The sequence below is a fragment of the Dyadobacter sandarakinus genome (assembly GCF_016894445.1).
Taxonomy (GTDB): Bacteria; Bacteroidota; Bacteroidia; order Cytophagales; family Spirosomataceae; genus Dyadobacter; species Dyadobacter sandarakinus.
The window spans coordinates 4,583,326-4,603,092 of sequence record NZ_CP056775.1 but is presented as its reverse complement, the minus strand read 5'-3'; the positions used below and the strand labels follow the sequence as shown (position 1 = coordinate 4,603,092).

Sequence of the window (19,767 nt, the reverse complement as noted above, 5' to 3'; positions counted from 1 at the left end):
TTGCACTCCCATTCACCAACACCGCGGGATGGAGCAGTTGGTAGCTCGTTGGGCTCATAACCCAAAGGTCGCTGGTTCGAGTCCAGCTCCCGCTACACCGAAAGCCACTTGAAAAAGTGGCTTTTTTTATTTTTAGCACTTTCGGGAAGATGCTGGCACCGTCCTGTTTTTATCCGGTAAAAGTTTCTGTAACAAAAAAATACCCCCGTAAAGCAACTGACTTCGCAGGGGTATTTTTTTGTTACAGAAACCTATTTTCTATCATCCGCATTTGGAGGAGCCGCAGTCTTTGCAGGTAAGACAGCCTTCCTGGTACATCAGGTTGGTGGAGCTGCAATTGAGGCATTTTTGTCTGGCAGCCTCGGTACCGTCGGGAATGTAGCGTTTCAATGCGCGCGCCACGCCCGCTTTCCAGGTGTTGATCGCTTCATCAAGCTGAAGGCTGCTGATCAGGTCTACTACCTTTTCAATGGGCATGCCATGGCGCAGGGTACTTGATATCAGTTTTGCATAGTTCCAGTACTCAGGGTTAAACTTGTACGATAGCCCTTCAATGGTCGTCTTATAGCCCCGTGCATTTTTGTATTGGAAATCATACCGGGAGCTTCCGTCATTTTCCCGGTTTTTGATGATCAAACCTTCATTTACCCAGCGCGGCAGCAGGATACCATCGTCATCATCGGCGAAGCCTGTAAATATTTCATAAGGCCGGCCGTCAAGAATGCCGATGAATGCAATCCACTTGTCCTTTTTGTTTTGAAAACGAACAATATCAGCTTCCAGCACCTGCGGACGCTCGGTAGGAAAAGGCGCCAGGGCAGCAGCTTCCGCCTTGTCTTCTTTTTCCGATGCGGCAATCAGCACGCCGGAGCGTGAGCCGTCGCGGTACACGGTTACGCCTTTGCAGCCTGCTTTCCAGGCTTCAAGGTAACATTCGCCGACCAGCTCTTCGGTCACATCATTGGGCATGTTGATCGTCACGCTGATCGAATGATCTACCCATTTCTGGATCGCGCCCTGCATCTTCACCTTTTTCAGGTAATCCACATCATTGGAAGTTGCCTTGTAGTAGGGCGATTTTTTGACAAGTTCGTCAAGCTCTTTCTGGCTGTAATTGCGCGTAATATCGTAACCATTTACCTCCATCCATTGCCTGAACCGGTGGTGAAATACGATGTACTCTTCCCAGGAATCGCCTACCTCATCCACAAAGTCCACCCGCACGTCCTTATCATTGGGATTAACTTTCCTTCTTCTTTTATAAACCGGCAAAAACACCGGCTCAATGCCCGAAGTGGTTTGTGACATCAGGCTTGTGGTACCAGTGGGAGCAATGGTCAGCAATGCAATGTTTCGGCGGCCGTATTCAAGCATTTCATAGTACAACTGTGCATCTGCTTCTTTCAGGCGCAGGATAAATGGATTGTTTTTCTCCCGCTCGGAGTCAAAAATGGTGAAAGCACCTCTTTCGCGGGCTGTATGTACCGAGCTGCGGTAAGCTTCCAGCGCCACTGTTTTATGTATTTCTACCGAAAAGCTTGTTCCTTCGTCGCTTCCGTAGCGCAGGCCCAATGCCGCCAGCATATCACCTTCAGCCGTAATGCCGATCCCTGTCCGGCGGCCTTCGCGGGCTTTGGTTTGTATGTTCAGCCAAAGGTTGCGTTCAACGCGTTTCACTTCTTCCTCTTCCGGATCTTCCTCAATTTTCCGCAGGATCGCATCCACTTTTTCAAGTTCCAGGTCGATGATATCGTCCATCATCCGCTGGGCTGCGCCAATGTGCTTTTTAAACAGGTCCCAGTTGAATTTTGCACCCGGTGTAAATGGGTCTTCCACGTAAGAGAACAGGTTGATGGCCAGCAGGCGGCACGAATCGTAAGCGCAAAGCGGGATCTCGCCGCATGGATTGGTGCTGATGGTGCGGTAGCCCAGGTCGGCGTAGCAGTCCGGTACCGACTCGCGGATAATGGTGTCCCAGAACAGGATTCCCGGCTCGGCAGACTGCCAGGCATTGTGCACGATTTTTTTCCAGAGGCCTGCCGCGTCAATTTCTTGCTTGTGGGTGGGTTCCGGGCTGTCAACAGGGTATTGCTGTACGTAAGCTCCGTTGGAGTCCACAGCACGCATGAACTCATCGTCAATCCGTACGGAAACATTGGCGCCGGTCACTTTGCCCTGTTCCAGCTTGGCATCAATGAACTTTTCGGAATCGGGATGCCGGATTGCCACAGAGAGCATTAATGCGCCCCGCCTGCCATCCTGCGCTACTTCACGGGTGGAATTGGAAAAGCGCTCCATAAACGGCACAATACCGGTTGATGTAAGCGCAGAGTTTTTGACCGGAGAGCCTTTCGGGCGGATGTAGGAGAGGTCGTGACCCACACCTCCGCGGCGCTTCATCAGCTGCACCTGCTCCTGATCGATCTTCATAATACCGCCATAGGAATCGGAATTTCCATTATTACCGATCACGAAACAGTTGGACAGGGAGGCAATTTGATAGGGATTGCCAATGCCTGTCATGGGACTGCCCTGCGGAATGATGTATTTAAAATCTTTTACCAGATCAAAGATTTCATCCTCGCTCAGCGGATTCGGATATCGTTGCTCAATGCGCGCGATCTCACCCGCGATCCGGTGATGCATATCGTCCGGTGTACGCTCGTAGAGGTTTCCATAAGAGTCTTTCAGTGCATATTTATTCACCCAAACGCGGGCTGCAAGGTCGTCTCCCCTGAAATATTGAAGTGAAGCCTGAAATGCTTCGTCGGTAGTGTAGGTACGCTCTGTTGGTGAAGATTTTACGGATTCCATAAGCGTTTATGTGCTGAGTTTTGTGTCAAATGTATTTAAACAAATATAGAAAATTGGTAAGGCAGATGAGCATTAAAAAATAGAATGTTCACAATCTACTTTCATAAACAATTGAAATACAGAATAATATTTGTAGTACTATATAAAAAAGTTTACTAAAACTTAGAACATGCTTTTGCAGCAGCGTACAGGTGTTTCCATTTTCCTGGAACAAAAAAGACCGGCTTATGGAAGCCGGCCATTTCTCATTACTATGGCGAAATTTATTTTTTGATCACAGTATCTTCAATCAGGCGGACCCAACCGGGTAATTCGGGCAGGCCGGGCTTGCGTTTACCGAAAAACTGGTTGAACATGACCCCGTCCTTATCAATAAGCTCAATACCCGTAACAACACCATCCTCGGTGGGCTTTCTCACCACCCAAGCCTGGTCGATAGCATCCTGCCGCAGATGCAGGTTGAAGTCCGGGTCCATGATGTTGAGCCAGGGACCCATCACAAATATTTTGTTGATCGGGCCGGTATGGATCTGGATGCAGTTCTGATTGGACACAAATACCATAATTGGCACCTGCCGCTCCGAGGTTCCTTCAAACACCGCTTTCAGACTTTCGGGTTGGATCTGCCAGGCGTAACCCTGGGGTGCATTGCGCAATGCCTGACTGCGCGACAACTTGTACTTGCGCAGCAATGTGAAGAAATCATGCGTGTCTTTGAGGGCCAGCCACTCCTGCTGAAATGCCGCTTTGTCCAGCGCAGGCTCCTCTATTTGTTCAGCGGCACTTTCAGGTTTTTCTTTTACAAAAAGGTTTACATCCTGATCCTCGGCCCTGTATCTGGCTACAAGTGCGTCGTAAGCTTCCCTGTTGCTTTTTTCGGTCAGGTAAATCTTGTGTGCGGCTTCGCCGAAACTATTGAAGAATTGCAGGCTGTGCCGCTCATTTTCGTGTACGGCAAAGCCAAACTTCCAGTCGCCCAGGAAAAGGCGCAGGTCAATGTCCGGTCCGAGCACCAGCCCTACATGATTGTTGAAAGACACATTTTCATAAACGCCCTTGCGCTCATGTACCACATGATCGTTCCGCGTAAGTGCCATCACCTGGCCCAGTAAGCCCACCTCCCTGATCAGATCCCGGAAGTCGCCGCTGAGCAGGGTAGCGTTTTCACCTGATCCGGTAGCGACGAGCTCGGCCTCGGAAGTGCCCAGCTCACGGGCCGCATCGCGGATGCGGGTTTTAGGATTAGTGGTCTTAAAGTCGGCCCAGCGTTCTTTCAGTTCGGCCCGGGAGGTAGGTAATTCGGTTTTCATAGCTGGTAGCGTTTTTTGTTACAATCAATTTTGCGGTATCGCTGTCGCCATGGCCACGTCAGGTACGATGACCGCGTGGCTGGCATGGGCCGGGTGAAAAATGCGGACCGGCAATCCGAATGCGGCTTTGATGTTGCTTTCGGTAAGTACCGCAGGGGGCGTGCCGGAAGCAAAGCTTTTTCCGTCTTGGAGCAGCAGCACGTGGCCGGCATATTGGAGCGCTTGGTTGAGGTCATGTACAACGGCAATCACAGAAAAACCCTGGTCCGTCATTTCCCGCGCAATCCTGAATGTTTCATGCTGGTGCAGGAGGTCCATGCCCGTAGTAGGTTCGTCCAGCAGGATGAGGCCGTTTTCCACTTCCCAGATCTGCGCCAGGGTTCGGGCGAGCTGCACCCGCTGCTGCTCTCCGCCCGACAGAGTAGGGTAGAGCCGGTCTTTCAAATTAAAAATGCCGGTCTTATGCAGGCACAAATCCACAATCGCCAGGTCGCGGCGTGCCGGAATCGTATCGTAAAAAGGATAGCGGCCCATCAGTACGATCTCCCTGGCAGTAAACTGCAGGGTAATGGTGTTTTGCTGGGAGAGCACAGCGCGTTTTCCGGCAAGTTCCCTGAGCGGATAGGTTTTCAGTTCACGTCCGTGAAAAAGAATGCTGCCTGCTGAAAGCGGGTGTTCTGCGGAGAGCAATCGGATGAATGTCGATTTGCCGGCACCATTTGCACCGGTGACTGCCCAAAACTCGCCCGGCTTCACAGTCAAACTTATATTTTCCAGTAAAACCTCGTTTTTAATCCTGAATGAAACATTTTTTGCCTCGATCATAGCCTCTTTCTTTTTTGTTCCCAAAGAATATACAGGAAAAAAGGGGTACCCAGCAAGGCAGTAAGTATGCCGATCGGCAGCTCGGAAGGCGCTACAATCGTGCGTGAGAGGGTATCTGCAAGGGTAAGTACGATTGCCCCGCCCAGGGCCGAACCGATGATCAGCGTGCGGTGGCCGGGCCCGAAAGCTGCGCGGATCATGTGCGGCACCACCAGCCCGACAAATCCAATGGTACCGGCAATTGCTACTGACGCACCCACACCGAGCGTAGCAAGTATAATAACCTGTCTTTTCAGGGTTTTAAGATTCACCCCCAGGCTGGCAGCCTGACTTTCACCCAGTACCAGCAGGTTCAACGATTTGGAGAGCTGGGGCAGGAACAACAGCGGCACACCGACAAACGGAGCCAGAGTCAGAACCGCAGTCCAGCTGGCACCACCCAGGCTGCCCAGGTTCCAGAATGTAATGGAACGCAGCTGGGCATCGTCGGCCAGGTAGGTCATCAGCCCAGTGGTTGCACCTACAAATGCATTGATTGCAATACCGCACAGGAGCAGGGTAGTAATGCTTTTTTCACCCATAACTTTCGAAAGCTGGTACACCAGCAGGGTCGTCAGGGCAGCGCCCGCAAAGGATACAAACGATATGGCATAGGTACCGGCAAGCTCATTGAGCATGCTGAAATACCTGATGTTGAGCATCATGACAAGTACTGCAAACATGGATGCCCCGGAAGTTACGCCGATGAGTGCAGCATCTGCAATGGGATTGCGGAACAAACCCTGCAGGGATGCGCCCGCTGTACCCAATGCTGCGCCTACCAGTACTGCCAGGCATACCCGCGGCAGCCGTATGACCCAGAACACAATCGATTTTTGCTCTTCAACCAGCAGCTCGGGTACAATACCCAGCTTGAAACCCACAATACGGGCGAGCTCGGGCAGTGAGATGGACAGCGCACCCGTACAGGCGGCATAAACCATGCTGGCAACCAGCAACAGTCCCAGCAGACCGATCATCCGGCCTGAGTGCGATGGCATGGGTGCCGGTTCCACTGTCTCAGGGTGTGGAGCATGCAGGGTCGGGCTGATCTTTTCTGCGAGCATGGCTATTTTACTTTTTGGGCCAGTTCCAGGGCGGCTTTCCCCAGCCTGGGACCGAATCCGGTGAGGTACTGCCCGTCCATGGTGACTATTTTCCGGTTTCGTCCTGCGCTGGTACTTGCCACGCCGGGTACTTTCAGCAGTCCGTCTATACCTTCCAGACTTTCCAGTCCGCTGTCAAACAGTACGAGTACGTCCGGGTTGGCTGCTATGAGCGATTCGGCAGTGAGTGGCTTGAATTCCGTAAAACCCTGCACGGCATTTTTGTGGCCGGTAAGCTCAAACATCTTGTCGACCGAGGTGCCTGTACCCGACACCATGAGCGTGCCGGTGCCGCGTGCGTAGATAAAGAGCAGCTTTTTAGGCGCAGCCGGTTTTTTAATTTTTGACAAATCACTTTCCAAAGTTTTCACCAGCTTTTCGGCCTGTGGCTTTGCATTGAAATAAGCGCCTGCCTCCCGGATCAGCCTGATTGTGCCTTCACGGGTGTAATCATGCCTGAACTCGACAACCTTTTTGCCGCTGCTGCCCAGCTGCTTTACTACTGCGGGCGAGAGCATGCTTTTATCCGTATAAATGACGACGTCGGGGTTGAGGGATAAAATACCTTCGGCCGCAATGCTACGGTTATGGCCGATCCTGGGGATCTTTTCAAGCGAGGCCGGGTAAGTACTTGTTACATCCACACCCACCAGCTGCTTTTCGAGGCCGATGCCAGCCAAGATTTCACTTAATGTACCATTTGCAGATACAATCCGGAGGGACTGGGCTGCTGAATCAGCGTGGATGACCAGGAAGGAGAGTGCCAGGCACCCCAGTTTCCGTAGCAGGGGAGGTAACATGCAGTTTTATTTTCGTGCCGGGCAAATATAGATTATTATTTAGACCAAATATAAATAATGTTTAAATATTTTCCCGGGCGGGTTTTGACGCGACTGCACGGCCTTTAATATTGTATATTCAAAAACCACGGCTTTGCAGCCTGCCCCTGATCCCTGATAACCTGTTATTCAAATTGAAAAAACTCTTCACAAACCTGACCTTCTGGGTCCTGACTGCCATTACCTGCGGGGCTTTGCTCGGGCACTATGATCCTGATACGGCCATCAAAATGGAATTTCTCGGCAAAGGGTTTATCCAGATCGTCAAGGTATTTATCAACCCGATCATTTTCCTGACGATCACGCTCGGCATTATCGGCATGGGAGATCTGAAAAAAGTAGGGAAGGTCGGCGCCAAAGCATTGATCTACTTTGAAATCGTGACCACACTTGCATTGATCGTAGGGATCATTGTGGCCAATATCCTGCGCCCCGGCGACGGGGTCGCCACCGGAAATCTACAGAAAGGTGACATTTCGGGTTATACCAGCAAGGTGCAGGATTTCAGCTGGTGGCAGTTTTTTCTGGACAATGTAACCTTGCAGGTACTGCTCGTCTCGCTGGTGCTCGGGATTCTGCTGAGCAGGTATGCCGGTCGCGATCAGGTGATTGTTAAGCTTAATTTTGTATCAAAATACGTGTTTCGTGCTTTGCGGTTTGTCATGCTGCTGGCACCGGTGGGTGCATTCGGGGGAATGGCCTATACCATTGGAAAGTACGGCATCCATACCTTGCTGCCCCTCGCCAAGCTGATGGGAACGGTATATGCAACCATGACAATCTTTATTTTCGGCGTTCTGGGGCTTATTCTGCGTACTTACAAGGTGAGTCTCTGGGGTTATCTCAAATACATCCGCGAAGAGCTGCTGATCGTGCTGGGTACTTCATCGTCTGAGGCAGCACTGCCTTCGCTGATGGAAAAGCTGGAACGTATGGGATGTTCCAAGCCGGTAGTGGGGCTGGTAGTCCCGGCAGGTTACTCCTTCAACCTCGACGGTACAACCATCTACCTGTCTATGGCTACCATTTTTCTGGCGCAGGTATTTCATGTGCACCTGGGCATCGGACAAATCCTTTCGCTGATAGGCATCCTGATGGTCACTTCAAAAGGTGCCGCCGGGGTTACAGGCAGCGGCTTTGTGGTACTTGCGTCAACCCTCACGGCCATCCGGGTGATCCCGGTGGAGGGACTGGCGCTGCTGCTGGGCGTAGACCGGTTTATGTCTGAGGCCAGGGCCATTACCAACTTCATCGGGAATGGCGTTGCGACGATCTGGCTGGCCAACAATGAGCGGGAATTTGACCGTACCAAAATGCACGAGGCATTCTCCAATGTCCGGCAAACCGAAAATATCGTAAGTGACAACCTCAGCCCGCGGGCCCATTGAATGGGATGAAGCAGGCATTGAATTTGTTAGATTTGTGTTTAACCTTACATGCATGAACTACCGGGATTATATAAGTGCTGATCCCCGCATGATGATGGGCAAGCCGGTTATTAATGGCACCCGGCTCACGGTTGAGGCAATTTTGAGAAAGCTGGCTGAGGGAGCCGGCATGGAAACAATTCTTAACATGTACCCTTGTCTAACCCCTGAGTCTGTCCGGGCCGTATTACAATACGCTGCCGAGTTGGTTGCAAACCAGGAGGACCTGGAAGACTTACCATGATCCCGGCCAATGAGAAAATAGAGCATGGTATTCCGGAATGCCGGCTTCAATGGATCAGTGTGCTTTACTTAGGTATGGGCTTTGAAAAACAGAAAAATCATAAAAACTTGAATACGACTACTTTCAGAGAAATCTGCTGACTTATCGGATCATTTTACGACAATTACTGTAAATGAAATCCGGTCACGTAAATACTGAAGTACTTTAAAAACAACCAGATTCTTGAATATGACAAACGAAGAGACCATTGATATACCTTCCCGGAACAGGCGGGTTTTTATTGGAGAAGAGTTTGACCTTAAAAAGTGGGAGGACCTTGAACCATTCTTTGAAAATCTTAAAAACCGCGGGATCAACTCGGCAGAGGAACTGCAGCAATGGTTTGCAGACCGCAGCGAGATCGAATCATACCTGTCGGAAAACTTTGCATGGCGTTACATCCGGCAGACCTGCGATACAGCCAATACCGGCCTCATCAACGCGCTGCAGTTTTTTATTACCGAAATCCAGCCCAAGCTTGCCGAATACGGTAATGCATTGGACAAGAAGGTTGTAGATAGTCCTTTTCTGAAAGACCTGCAGGAGCCCGGCTATGCCGTGACGCTTCGCGGAATGAAGAAGGCCATTGAGATTTTCAGGGAAGAGAACATCCCGCTGATCACCGAAATGCAAACCGAAGAGCGCAAGTACGGCGCTATTGCCGGTGCCATGACCGTGACGCTGGACGGAGAGGAAATGACCCTGCAAAAAGCATCCGACCGTCTGCAATCCACAGACCGGGAAGTGCGGGAAGAAGCCTGGCGGGCTATTAACGGCCGTCGGTATGAAGACCACGAAAAACTGGACGAACTGCTGAACAAGCTGGTTTCGCTGCGGCATAATGTGGGCAGGAATGCCGGTTTTGCCAACTACCGCGACTATATGTTTGCTGCCATGGGCCGGTTTGACTATACGCCTCAGGATTGTTTTGATTTTCATGCCTCGGTAAGGGAGGCGGTAGTGCCAATGCTCAATGAGGTAGCGCAAGCCCGGAAAAGTGCGCTGAACGTAGATCCGCTTCGTCCCTGGGACACGAAAGTAGATCCCAGAGGGTTACCGCCATTGAAACCTTTCCAGACCGGCGATGAGCTTCTGGAAAAAACCATCCGCTGCTTTTCGCGCCTGGACCCATTCCTGGGCGACTGCCTGCGTACCATGCGCGCAATGAAGCACCTGGATCTCGAATCCAGGAAAGGCAAGGCACCCGGTGGGTACAACTATCCGCTGGATGAGATCGGTGTACCATTTATATTTATGAATGCCACCTCCAACCTGCGCGATATGGTGACGCTGCTGCACGAAGGTGGCCACGCCGTGCATTCGCTTGTTACCCGCGACCTGGCACTTAACTCATTCAAGCATACGCCATCCGAGGTGGCAGAGCTCGCATCCATGTCGATGGAGCTGATCACCATGGATTTCTGGGACGAATTTTTTGAAAACGAAGACGACCTGAAAAGGGCCAAGATCCAGCATCTCGAATCCATTATCGAAACCCTGCCATGGGTTGCGACGGTAGACAAGTTCCAGCACTGGATGTACGAAAATCCGGCACATACCGGCGAGGAGCGTACGGCTGCGTGGGTCAGGATTTATGAAGAGTTTACAGACTCAGTGATCGATTGGTCGGGGCTGGAACACTTTAAAAAGTACATCTGGCAGCGCCAGCTCCACATTTACGAAGTACCTTTTTATTACATAGAATATGGTATTGCGCAGCTTGGGGCTATCGGAGTCTGGAAAAATTACCGTGCAAATCCTGAACAGGGACTGAAAGGCTACCTGGATGCATTAAAGCTGGGGTACACGGCCACGATCGGGGAGATCTACCAGGCTGCCAACATTCCGTTCAACTTCTCGCGCGGGCACATTACCGAGCTGATGCAGTTTGTGAAAGGTGAGCTGGACGAGCTGAAAAAATAGGATTTTCGTCCGGCAAGCATTTGGTCGTTAGTAAAATGGCCCCTATTTTTGTACGTATTACTATGAACTGTCGTAAGAAATGAAATTCAATAAAATAGTTGCGTTTGTGGCAGGTGTTGCGCTGCTTTCGTCTTGTGAGTACCAGAAATACAACAACAAGGAACAGAAAGACGTGAACCAGGGTAATGAGTATGTTTATGGTGTAAGCCCTGATTCTTTACCAAGACAAATGGCAAATAAATACCCGGCAAAGCCGGAGCTTGACGAGCGCGTTAATAACATCCGCGCCAAATTGTTCAGCGGTACCACCAATTCTGTTGTACAGGAATAAGGCAGCATCTTTTTTTGAAAAAACATATAAAAGGTACCCTCAGCAGGGTATCTTTTTTTGTTGTACCAATAGTATATTTTCAATACAGGTCTGCGCTAAACCTGCATTGCAGCCTCATGCTGACAGGCGTGAGTTGTGACAATTGAACATTTTTAATTTACTTTACACGTTATTGACTGCTATACGAAGGTGGTTCTGGCAGCATCAACTCATTAAAAGTACACATCTTATGAATGTAGCGTTGGTTACCGGCTCTGCCGGCCTGATAGGAAGTGAATCGGTTGCTTTTCTTGCAGAAAAGTTTGATCTGGTAGTGGGAATCGACAATAACCTGAGACAATATTTCTTTGGGGCAGACGGGAATACCGAGTGGAACCGCAACCGCATCCAGGAAGCATTTACCAATTACAGGCATTACGCAGCGGATATCCGGGAGGCAAAAGAACTTGAACCGATCTTCCGGGAATATGGTACGGATATCAAAATGATCGTTCATGCTGCTGCGCAGCCAAGCCATGACTGGGCCGCCAAAGAGCCTTTTACAGATTTTGGTGTCAATGCGGTAGGTACGCTCAATATGCTGGAAATGACCAGGCTGCATGCACCTGAGGCTGTTTTTATATTTACATCAACCAATAAAGTTTACGGCGACAATCCTAATTACCTGCCGCTCGTAGAGCTCGAAACCCGCTGGGAGATCGACGAAAGTCATCCTTACTTCATCAACGGAATCGACGAAAACCATAGCATTGACCATACCAAGCACTCTGTTTTCGGCGCGTCCAAAGTGGCTGCTGATATCATGGTACAGGAGTACGGCCGGTATTTCGGAATGAAAACGGGCGTGTTCCGCGGAGGCTGCCTCACGGGCCCCAATCACTCGGGCGCCCAGCTGCACGGCTTCCTGGCTTATCTGATGAAATGTGCCATTACCGGCACACATTACACGATTTTCGGGTACAAGGGAAAGCAGGTACGCGACAATATTCATAGCCACGACCTGGTGAACATGTTCTGGCACTTTTACCAGAATCCGCGGCCGGGAGAGGTTTACAATGCAGGAGGAGGCCGGTTTGCCAATTGCTCCATGCTTGAAGCCATTGAGCTTTGCGAAAAAATCACCGGCAACAAGCTTTCTTACTCCTATTCCGAAAACAACCGCATTGGAGATCATATCTGGTATGTGAGTGATTTGTCCAAATTCAAGTCGCACTATCCCGGCTGGAACTGGGAGTACGGCCTGGTGGAAACGCTCACGCAGATCCACGATGGTATCGCTGCAAGATTAGGAGCCAAAACGGTTTAAAGCATTTCAAGCCCATTGCCGCAGCTATGCAGGCAGTGGGTTTTCAATTTGTCGCCCATGCCCGAAAATTTCGTCATTATCATTCCACAATTCAATGACTGGGAGGCGCTTAACCTGCTCATACAGAAGATAAATGCGGACCTTGCCCCGCATATTCTTGCCCATACCACGCTGCTGATTGTAGACGATTGCTCGTCAAAGCCGCGGTTGCAGCCCTTTGCTTTTTTCGGTGGAAAAGAAATCAAGGTAATCACGCTATACCGGAACCTCGGCCACCAGAAAGCCATTACTATTGGCTTGTCCTACGCAGCCGAGCAGCTCGATGCTGATAAGGTTATTGTTATGGATGCAGATGGTGAAGATGCTCCCGTGGACATCAACCGGTTGGTAGACAAGTCGCTGGAAAAGCCGGACACCATCATTTTTGCTGAGCGGAACAAACGTACGGAGGGCTTCGTATTCCGGTTTTTTTACCTGATCTATAAGAGTGTATTCAAGCTGCTTACCGGGAAAGTGATCACCTTCGGGAATTTCAGCCTGGTACCCCGGAGCAGGCTGAAAAATCTGGTGCGTGTATCCGAAATCTGGAACAATTACCCCGGCGGTATCATCAAGTCGCGACTGCCTTACGATGCTATACTGAGCAACCGGGCCAGGAGATTGGCCGGTGAGAGCAAAATGAACTTTGTATCCCTCGTACTGCATGGGCTCAGCGCCATTTCGGTGCTGGTAGACACTACTGCAGTACGCATCCTGATCCTGTCCATTTTCATGTCCGGCCTGGCAATAACCTTCATTATCATCATTCTTTTTCTCAAAATCATAGGCAATGCCACACCCGGCTGGGCTTCCACGCTGGGCAGTGCCCTGATCATCCTGATGCTGCAGTTTTTCCTGATCTCCCTGTTTCTGGTTTTCATGGTATTGCAGTATCGCTCGCAGCAGAATTTCATTCCTGCCCTGCACTACCGGGATTTTGTTGAGAAAGTGGAAACATTTAGCTGAGGCATGATCACATTTGACAGCTCACCCACCATATACTGGCTCGCCGGGTATGTTTTGGCCGGGATTGTCATCATTGCATCCGGCTGGCGCAAAGTGCCCGATCGTCTTTTTTTGCTGCTGTGCCTGACACTGTTTGTCTTCATGCGGCTGCCTGCCATTGTTTTTAACCGGGAGCTCAATCCCGATGAAAGCCAAATGCTCAGCCATGCCATCACACTCTTTCAGGATCCCGTGTACTGGCGATCGGTGGATGGTACCACCATTGGGCCACTGGACAATTACCTGCTTGTGATCCCGCGCATACTGGGTTTTCAGATTAACTATACCTCGGGGCGGCTCATGGGCATGCTATGCAGTGCCGGTGCACTTACTTTCCTGTTTCTGAGCCTGAAAAACTGGTTTTCCGGGGGCAGGCGCTGGGCATTTGCAGCCACCGTAATCATGCTGGCATTCACGCAGGAGTTGGATTTCGTACATTATTCGAGCGAGCAGCTGCCTGTGTTCATGCTGTCGGCTTGTGTCTGGCTTTTTTCACGGCTCAGCATTCAGAAAAAACTTTCACCGCGCGCTTTGTTTGTGCTGGGACTGGTAGCAGGTGCGTCCCCTTTTGCCAAATTGCAGGTTGTACCGATGGCCCTGGTTATTGTAGCGGGTGCATGCTGGCTCTGCTTTGTGCATTTTCGTAAAAACAAAAACCTTACACACGTCTTTTCACTTCTTGCCGGCGGTTTAGCCTTTCCGCTGGTGGTACTGGCCTGGACTTTCACTTTCGGGGTTTTCAGGGATTTGATCGACTTCTACCTGCTTGGAAACGTGATTTACGCGGGAGGAAAAGGGTTTTGGTCTATTCCATCCCAATTTGCCCTCATATTGCGCCGCAGCACCGACTTTCAGATTTATTCGATGGTGCTGCTGGTACCTATAATTGCCGGCCTGATCAGGATCGTGACCATTTTCCGCAGGAAAGAAGAACAGTACCCTGTGCCTGTTACCCTGGGATTGTTGCTGCTGGCGACGATTTACGCAGTAACCAAGTCGGGCAACGATTTTGTGCATTACCTCAATTTCTGCTTCATTCCCTGGACATTGCTTGCGGCTTACGGTTTTGCAAAACCGGGTAAATGGCACCTGGCTTTTCCGGCTATTGTACTGGCTTGTTTTATAACCTGTGATGCCTTTTTGTTCCGGAAAGAGCACCGGCTCAATGATTTTCCATCCACAGGAGCCCGGGGACTGGGTGAAAGTGAAGTGGTGAAAGCCGCCCGCAAATTCATCAGAAAAGGCGACTATATGACCGTTTGGGGCTGGCAATGCATCTACTATGTGGAGGCGCAACTGGCACAGGGCACGGCCGAAAACCATTCTGAAAGGTCTATTTTTTCACATCCGCTGCGCGATACTTACCGCCAGCGCTACCTGTCCGACGTGGAGCGGACACGTCCTGCCGTGATCCTGGATGCCGTGGGCAAAAACAGCTTTTGGGTACAGGACAGGCCGACGCAGGATCTCCGCTGCTTTCCCGGGCTTTTCAGTTATGTATCAAAAAATTATAGCCTGGCCGGCGATTACGACGGAACCAGGCTATATGTTCGGAATGATCGCTTAAAGCTGTGAAAAAACGCCGCTTTGTGCTTTGTCAGCTTCCAGGAGATCACTCAGGGTAGTTTTGTCCAGTACGGCAAGGTTGGCATCCCGCCATTTTTCCAGAACTGAGCGCAGGCTGCATGTCTCTTCATCCTTGCAGTCATCGCATTTACCATAAAAAAACATGGAAACGCAAAGCGCGGGAGCAATAGGACCGTCAATAATGCGCAGTACCTTGGAAAAATTAACCTCACCGGGCGGCATTCTCAGCAGGTAGCCGCCACCTTTGCCTTTCTGACTTTGCAGGACGCCATTATTGCGAAGATCCAGCAGGATGGCTTCCAGGAATTTCTTGGGGATTTTTTCTTTTTCAGCTATATAGGAAATCAGCACGGGACCTTTCCCGAACTGCTCGGCCAGAACTTTCAGAGCTTTAAGTGCGTATTTTGCCTTTTTTGAAATCATGTGATTAGGTCAAATGTATATTTCGCGTAAGTATGTGTAAATATGAACGATTACAACAGGAAAGTGGAGCGGAATGATTCTAAATATAGAACTTTTCTTAGGCTTTCCTTTCTTATAAACACAATTTGTCCTCCCAATAATTCCCACCGGTTTTCAGCGAACTAGTTACGTGGCGGCTTGCCTCCGTTCAGTAAACCCTGCATTCTTTCCAGTGTTTTCTTTTCCCCGCATAATGACAGGAATGCCTCTCTTTCCAGGTCGAGAAGGTACTGCTCAGTGACCTGCTGCGGGTAGCTGAGGTCTCCTCCATTGATAACGTAGGCCAGTTTTCCGGCGATTTTTGCATCGTGCTCGGAAATGTAATTGGCCAGGCGCATCTGAGCAATACCTGCCAGAAACAATGCAATGCCGGTTTTTCCCTGTACCTTAATGTCTGTCCGCTGCTTGGGCTGAGTATATCCGTTATCCGCCAGATCCAAAGCAGCCTGCTTGGCTTCGGCGATGAGCCGGGAGCGGTTCAGTACGATCTGGTCTTTCTCCTGCAGGTAGTTCATCTCCAATGCCTCCCGGGCCGATGTGGACACCTTTGCGGTGGCAATGTTCATGAATGAATTCTGTAAAATATTGAGCTCGGGATCGCCGGCCTGGTACATATCCGAGCAGCGCAGCGCCATTTCTTTGGTACCGCCCCCGGCCGGAATGATACCTACTCCAAATTCAACCAGACCTATATACGTTTCGGCATGTGCTACCACCTTGTCGGCATGGAGGTTCAGCTCGCAGCCGCCACCCAATGCAAGCGAATGCGGGGCGGTTACCACGGGAACGGACGAGTAGCGGGCGCGCATCATGGTTTGCTGAAACTGCGAGATCATCAGGTTGATCTCGTCAAAATCCTGCTCGATTGCATACATAAAGAGCATGGCCAGGTTAGCACCGGCGGAGTAGGCATCCGGCGACTCGTTGCCGATAACCAGCCCGCGGAAATCCTTTTCGGCAATGCTGACGGACTTTTGTATACCCTCAATCACCTCCGGCCCCATGGTATTCATTTTGGAGCGGAATTCAAGGTTCAGAATGCCGTCGCCCAGGTCGTAAAGCCGGGCTCCTGCATTTTTCCAGACTACATTTTCCGACAGGTTACTTAGCAGGATAAGCCCGTCCTGTCCCGGTATTTTGCAGTATGTTCCGGTAGTTATGTCGTAATAAAGGCGTTTGCCTTCCTCTATGGTGTAAAATTTTTCCTTGCCGTTTTCGAGCATCCGGTACACCCAGCCGGCAGGTTTCAGGTCAAGGTCCTCCATGATCGATACCATCCGCCGGACTCCGATTGCATCCCACGTTTCAAAGGGTCCCAGCTGCCAGCCAAACCCCGCCGTAATCGCCTGATCGACCCTAAAAATTTCATCCGCAATTTCCGGGATACGCAGGGTTGCGTATTGGAAAATTTGAGAAAAGGTTTTCCTGTAAAACTCGCCTGCACGGTCTTCCCCTGCAATCAGCACCGGAAAGCGCTCAACGGGCTCCTGGATATTTCTGGTACCTTCCAGGGTGGCAAACCTGGTTTTTCCGGAAGGTTTGTATTCCAGTGTTTTAAAGTCCAGCGCAAGGATCACAGACTTGCCTTTTTCGTCCTTTATTTTTTTATAAAAACCCTGTCCTGTTTTATCTCCAAGCCACTTGTTATCATATAATTTCTGCATGATATCCGGCAATGCAAATGCATCCCGTGATTCGTCGGTACCTTCTCCCGATGCATACAGGTTATGGGCCACGTGCACGGTTGTATCCAGTCCTACCACATCCGAAAGCCGGTAAGTACCCGATTTAGGCCTGCCTGCCACGGGTCCGGTAAGCTTGTCCACTTCCTCCACGCTCAATCCCATTTCTTCGGCCGCGCGGATCGTCTGGATCAATGCGTAAATGCCCAGCCGGTTGGCGATAAAGCCCGGAGTATCCTTGCAGCGTACTGTTGTTTTACCCAAAAACAGATCGCCGTAATGCATCAGGAAAGCAATGACGGCTTCGTCCGTTTCAGCTCCCGGGATAATTTCGAGCAGGCGCAGGTAGCGGGGCGGGTTGAAGAAGTGCGTACCGCAAAAGTGCTTCCGGAAATCATCGCTCCGGCCTTCGGCCATCAAATGAATGGGAATGCCCGATGTATTGGACGTAATGAGGGTTCCGGGCTTGCGAAGCGCGTCAACTTTTTCCAGCAGGTTTTTCTTGATATCCAGCCGCTCCACAATCACCTCGATCACCCAGTCATATTTTGCGATTTCGGCCAGGTTATCATCAAAGTTGCCCAGCCTGACGCGGGAAGCAAAGTCTGTGCTGTACAGCGATGCCGGGGTAGCTTTCAAAGTCTGCTGAAAAGCCTCCGTAACGATGCGGTTGCGTACGGCGGGGTGCGCGGACGTAAGACCTTTGGCTTCTTCGGAGGGTGTGAGTGCGGCAGGAACCATATCGAGCAGTAATACTTCCACACCAATATTTGCAAAATGGCACGCAATGCGCGAGCCCATGATCCCGGAGCCAAGTACGGCCACTTTACGGATTGATCGGTTCATTTCAAGAATTTGGTTTTACAGTTCTTCCTCGATCTCGCCTGCTTTCAGTTTCTGATTTTCCTCCTCCACGAGCCGGTTTATTTCTTTAATGACATCAAAAAAAGTCACCAGCTTATCCAGCGGGATCTTGTCGCGTATCATTGTGTTGAATGATATAACTCCCTCTCGGGCAATTTCCCGCTTTTCCTTACCCAGTTCGGTGAGCATAATGCGTACAAAACGCTTGTCGTCTGCACTCACCTCCCGCCTGATCAGCCCTTTTTCTTCCAGGGTTTTCAGCATGCGTACCAGGCTGCGGGGCTCCATACCCAGGGCAGGGGCAATCTTGGTTGCGGGGGTACCGGTTTCAATGTCGATGTTGAGGAGCACAAAGCCGGTGGCCATCGTGGTATCGTACCGGGCTGCGTAAGCATTGTACATCCTGGAAATGGAATGCCAGGCTTTTTTAATCTGGTAGTCTATGGTCTTTTCCTTCCGCATCGACTCAAAAGATTGGCTGGTGTCAGGAGTACGCTCTTTACAAATGTAACAAAACACAATTTCATTATGCAAGCATACTATTAGGTGCCTGTAAAAAAGCGCGCCGGCAATTTTATGCCGGCGCGCTTTGCAATTCAGTCCTGTTTTCTACTTTTCGGCAATGAGCTTATCCATCAGTCCATTGAAATCCGCGACAAACTCATCATAGTATTTGCCGGTTCCGGGACCCGAAAAGCCGGTATGGATCTCCCTTACTTTTCCTTTTTTATCAATAAAAATGGTCGTAGGATATGACATTACCTTGTTCAGCGCAGGCAGCGCCTTGCTGGTAGCTTCATCGGTGTTGGTACCTGCGAGCAACACGGGATATTCGATGTTGAAGCGGCTGACCATCCGTTTGATCTTGGGATTGGAAACCTCAGGCTTATCCGAGCGCTCAAAAGCCAGGCCCACGATCTCTACGCCACGATCCTTGTTTTTGCTGTACCAGGGCGCCAGGAAGTTGGTTTCGTCCATACAATTAGGGCACCACGAACCCATGATCTGAATGATTACCGGCTTGCCTTTGAAGCGCGGATCTTTGAGGGATACCTGCTTTCCGTCGGCATCCGAAAATGTAAAATCAACCGTATCAAAGCCGGGTTTCAGGAAGGTGAGCTTGGTTGCATCCGGCAGCCTGGCCGCTGAGTCAGCCTTTGCCACGAAGGTTTTGTACCCTTTCAATCCCGACCACATAGCACCTTTAATAGATCCGTCACTTTGTACCGCAGCTTTAAAGAGCATCGCATTGGAGCCGTCAAAAGTGGAAAGGTACAGGCTGTCGCCATTTACGCTCCCTGTCAGAAAGCGGTAGTCGCCCGTGGGCGTCAGAAAGGAACCGGTAACATCACTGCCGTCCTGGCGAAAGCTGCCTACGGCCAGCGTAGTGTCTCCGGTTACTTCATTTTTGAAGGTAGTGGCCCAGTTGCCGGTTACATTGCGGCTGGCTTTGGCGGTACCTTTGGGGTAAAATTTATAATTCTCACCATGTGTGGCCTCAAAAGGAAGAGAACCTGCAATGATGCCATTGGGAACGCGGTAATACAGACCGGTCATCCGGTCCTTATCTACTTTTGCCACAATTTTAGCATCAAAAAGCTGCATAGGAATCACCAGTGAGTCGTTCTGGAAGTACAATGAATCCATTTGCAGCTTTTCCTCACCATTGATCGCAAAGGCGGAGTATGATTTGCCGTCGGTATTTTTATTGATCTCCAGAAGAAGCGGAAGCTTGTTGCCCTCCCGGGTGAGTGTTGCACGCCAGGTACCTTCTTTTACCTCGGGCTGAGATGAACCGCAGCCCCATACAGCAAGGGAAATCAGGCCGCCGGCCAGGAAATGAAGAAGTCTCATATCGTATTTATAAGTAACAAAATCGGGGTGAGCGAAGAAATTAAATCCCCTGTGCGGCGCAATTCCTACGC

15 protein-coding genes, 1 tRNA gene and 1 pseudogene are annotated in these 19,767 nt (G+C 50.4%); 8 read left to right on the top strand and 9 right to left on the bottom strand.

What is annotated here, in order from left to right:
- The first annotated feature begins 22 nt into the window (after positions 1–22).
- Positions 23–95 (top strand) — tRNA-Met (locus HWI92_RS18780).
- Positions 96–261: 166 nt separating this feature from the next.
- Here the strand turns inward: HWI92_RS18780 and HWI92_RS18775 are convergent.
- The 5 genes and pseudogenes from HWI92_RS18775 to HWI92_RS18755 form a co-directional block, all read right to left on the bottom strand.
- Positions 262–2,814 carry an adenosylcobalamin-dependent ribonucleoside-diphosphate reductase gene (locus HWI92_RS18775; RefSeq protein ID WP_204658130.1) on the bottom strand — a complete coding sequence of 851 codons (2,553 nt, stop codon included), beginning with the start codon at positions 2,812–2,814 and terminating at the stop codon, positions 262–264.
- 263 nt (positions 2,815–3,077) lie between these two features.
- Positions 3,078–4,124 carry a hemin-degrading factor gene (locus HWI92_RS18770; protein WP_204658128.1) on the bottom strand — a complete coding sequence of 349 codons (1,047 nt, stop codon included), beginning with the start codon at positions 4,122–4,124 and terminating at the stop codon, positions 3,078–3,080.
- Positions 4,125–4,244: 120 nt separating this feature from the next.
- A pseudogene (locus tag HWI92_RS18765) lies at positions 4,245–4,949 on the bottom strand (heme ABC transporter ATP-binding protein); the annotation flags it as partial.
- Entirely contained in the window at positions 4,946–6,055 is a 1,110-nt protein-coding gene (locus HWI92_RS18760; protein ID WP_229248305.1) for a FecCD family ABC transporter permease, read from the bottom strand. The pseudogene HWI92_RS18765 and the gene HWI92_RS18760, both read right to left, overlap by 4 nt.
- A 2-nt stretch (positions 6,056–6,057) precedes the next feature.
- The gene (locus tag HWI92_RS18755) at positions 6,058–6,894 is read right to left on the bottom strand and encodes a heme/hemin ABC transporter substrate-binding protein (protein ID WP_204658124.1); all 837 of its coding nucleotides are present in this window, start codon (positions 6,892–6,894) and stop codon (positions 6,058–6,060) included.
- A gap of 173 nt (positions 6,895–7,067) precedes the next feature.
- On the opposite strand from HWI92_RS18755, the gene HWI92_RS18750 reads away from it, so the two are divergent.
- From HWI92_RS18750 to HWI92_RS18720, 7 genes are all read left to right on the top strand, one after another.
- The gene (locus HWI92_RS18750) at positions 7,068–8,321 is read left to right on the top strand and encodes a cation:dicarboxylate symporter family transporter (RefSeq protein ID WP_204658122.1); all 1,254 of its coding nucleotides are present in this window, start codon (positions 7,068–7,070) and stop codon (positions 8,319–8,321) included.
- A gap of 52 nt (positions 8,322–8,373) precedes the next feature.
- Positions 8,374–8,604 (top strand): DUF433 domain-containing protein, encoded by a 231-nt coding sequence (locus tag HWI92_RS18745; protein WP_204658120.1) that lies wholly within the window; start codon positions 8,374–8,376, stop codon positions 8,602–8,604.
- A gap of 228 nt (positions 8,605–8,832) precedes the next feature.
- The gene (locus tag HWI92_RS18740) at positions 8,833–10,566 is read left to right on the top strand and encodes a M3 family oligoendopeptidase (protein WP_204658118.1); all 1,734 of its coding nucleotides are present in this window, start codon (positions 8,833–8,835) and stop codon (positions 10,564–10,566) included.
- Between the two features lie 79 nt (positions 10,567–10,645).
- Positions 10,646–10,897, top strand: a complete 252-nt coding sequence (locus tag HWI92_RS18735) for a hypothetical protein (RefSeq protein ID WP_204658116.1) — start codon at positions 10,646–10,648, stop codon at positions 10,895–10,897.
- A gap of 229 nt (positions 10,898–11,126) precedes the next feature.
- Entirely contained in the window at positions 11,127–12,203 is a 1,077-nt protein-coding gene (locus tag HWI92_RS18730) for an NAD-dependent epimerase/dehydratase family protein (RefSeq protein WP_204658114.1), read from the top strand.
- A 57-nt stretch (positions 12,204–12,260) separates the two neighbouring features.
- The gene (locus HWI92_RS18725) at positions 12,261–13,208 is read left to right on the top strand and encodes a glycosyltransferase (protein WP_204658112.1); all 948 of its coding nucleotides are present in this window, start codon (positions 12,261–12,263) and stop codon (positions 13,206–13,208) included.
- Between the two features lie 3 nt (positions 13,209–13,211).
- The gene (locus tag HWI92_RS18720) at positions 13,212–14,822 is read left to right on the top strand and encodes a glycosyltransferase family protein (protein WP_204658110.1); all 1,611 of its coding nucleotides are present in this window, start codon (positions 13,212–13,214) and stop codon (positions 14,820–14,822) included.
- Here the strand turns inward: HWI92_RS18720 and HWI92_RS18715 are convergent.
- The 4 genes from HWI92_RS18715 to HWI92_RS18700 all read right to left on the bottom strand — a co-directional run bounded on the left by HWI92_RS18715 (position 14,811) and on the right by HWI92_RS18700 (position 19,696).
- Positions 14,811–15,257 carry an RrF2 family transcriptional regulator gene (locus HWI92_RS18715; RefSeq protein ID WP_204658108.1) on the bottom strand — a complete coding sequence of 149 codons (447 nt, stop codon included), beginning with the start codon at positions 15,255–15,257 and terminating at the stop codon, positions 14,811–14,813. The two genes, HWI92_RS18720 and HWI92_RS18715, sit on opposite strands and share 12 nt — an antisense overlap.
- A 161-nt stretch (positions 15,258–15,418) precedes the next feature.
- Positions 15,419–17,824 carry a 3-hydroxyacyl-CoA dehydrogenase/enoyl-CoA hydratase family protein gene (locus tag HWI92_RS18710; protein ID WP_204658106.1) on the bottom strand — a complete coding sequence of 802 codons (2,406 nt, stop codon included), beginning with the start codon at positions 17,822–17,824 and terminating at the stop codon, positions 15,419–15,421.
- Positions 17,825–17,839: 15 nt separating this feature from the next.
- On the bottom strand, positions 17,840–18,304 hold the full coding sequence (locus tag HWI92_RS18705) for a MarR family winged helix-turn-helix transcriptional regulator (protein ID WP_204658104.1): 465 nt from the start codon (positions 18,302–18,304) through the stop codon (positions 17,840–17,842).
- A 147-nt stretch (positions 18,305–18,451) separates the two neighbouring features.
- A complete protein-coding gene (locus tag HWI92_RS18700; protein WP_204658102.1) occupies positions 18,452–19,696 on the bottom strand; it encodes a peroxiredoxin family protein in 1,245 nt (414 codons plus the stop codon).
- Positions 19,697–19,767 lie beyond the last annotated feature (71 nt).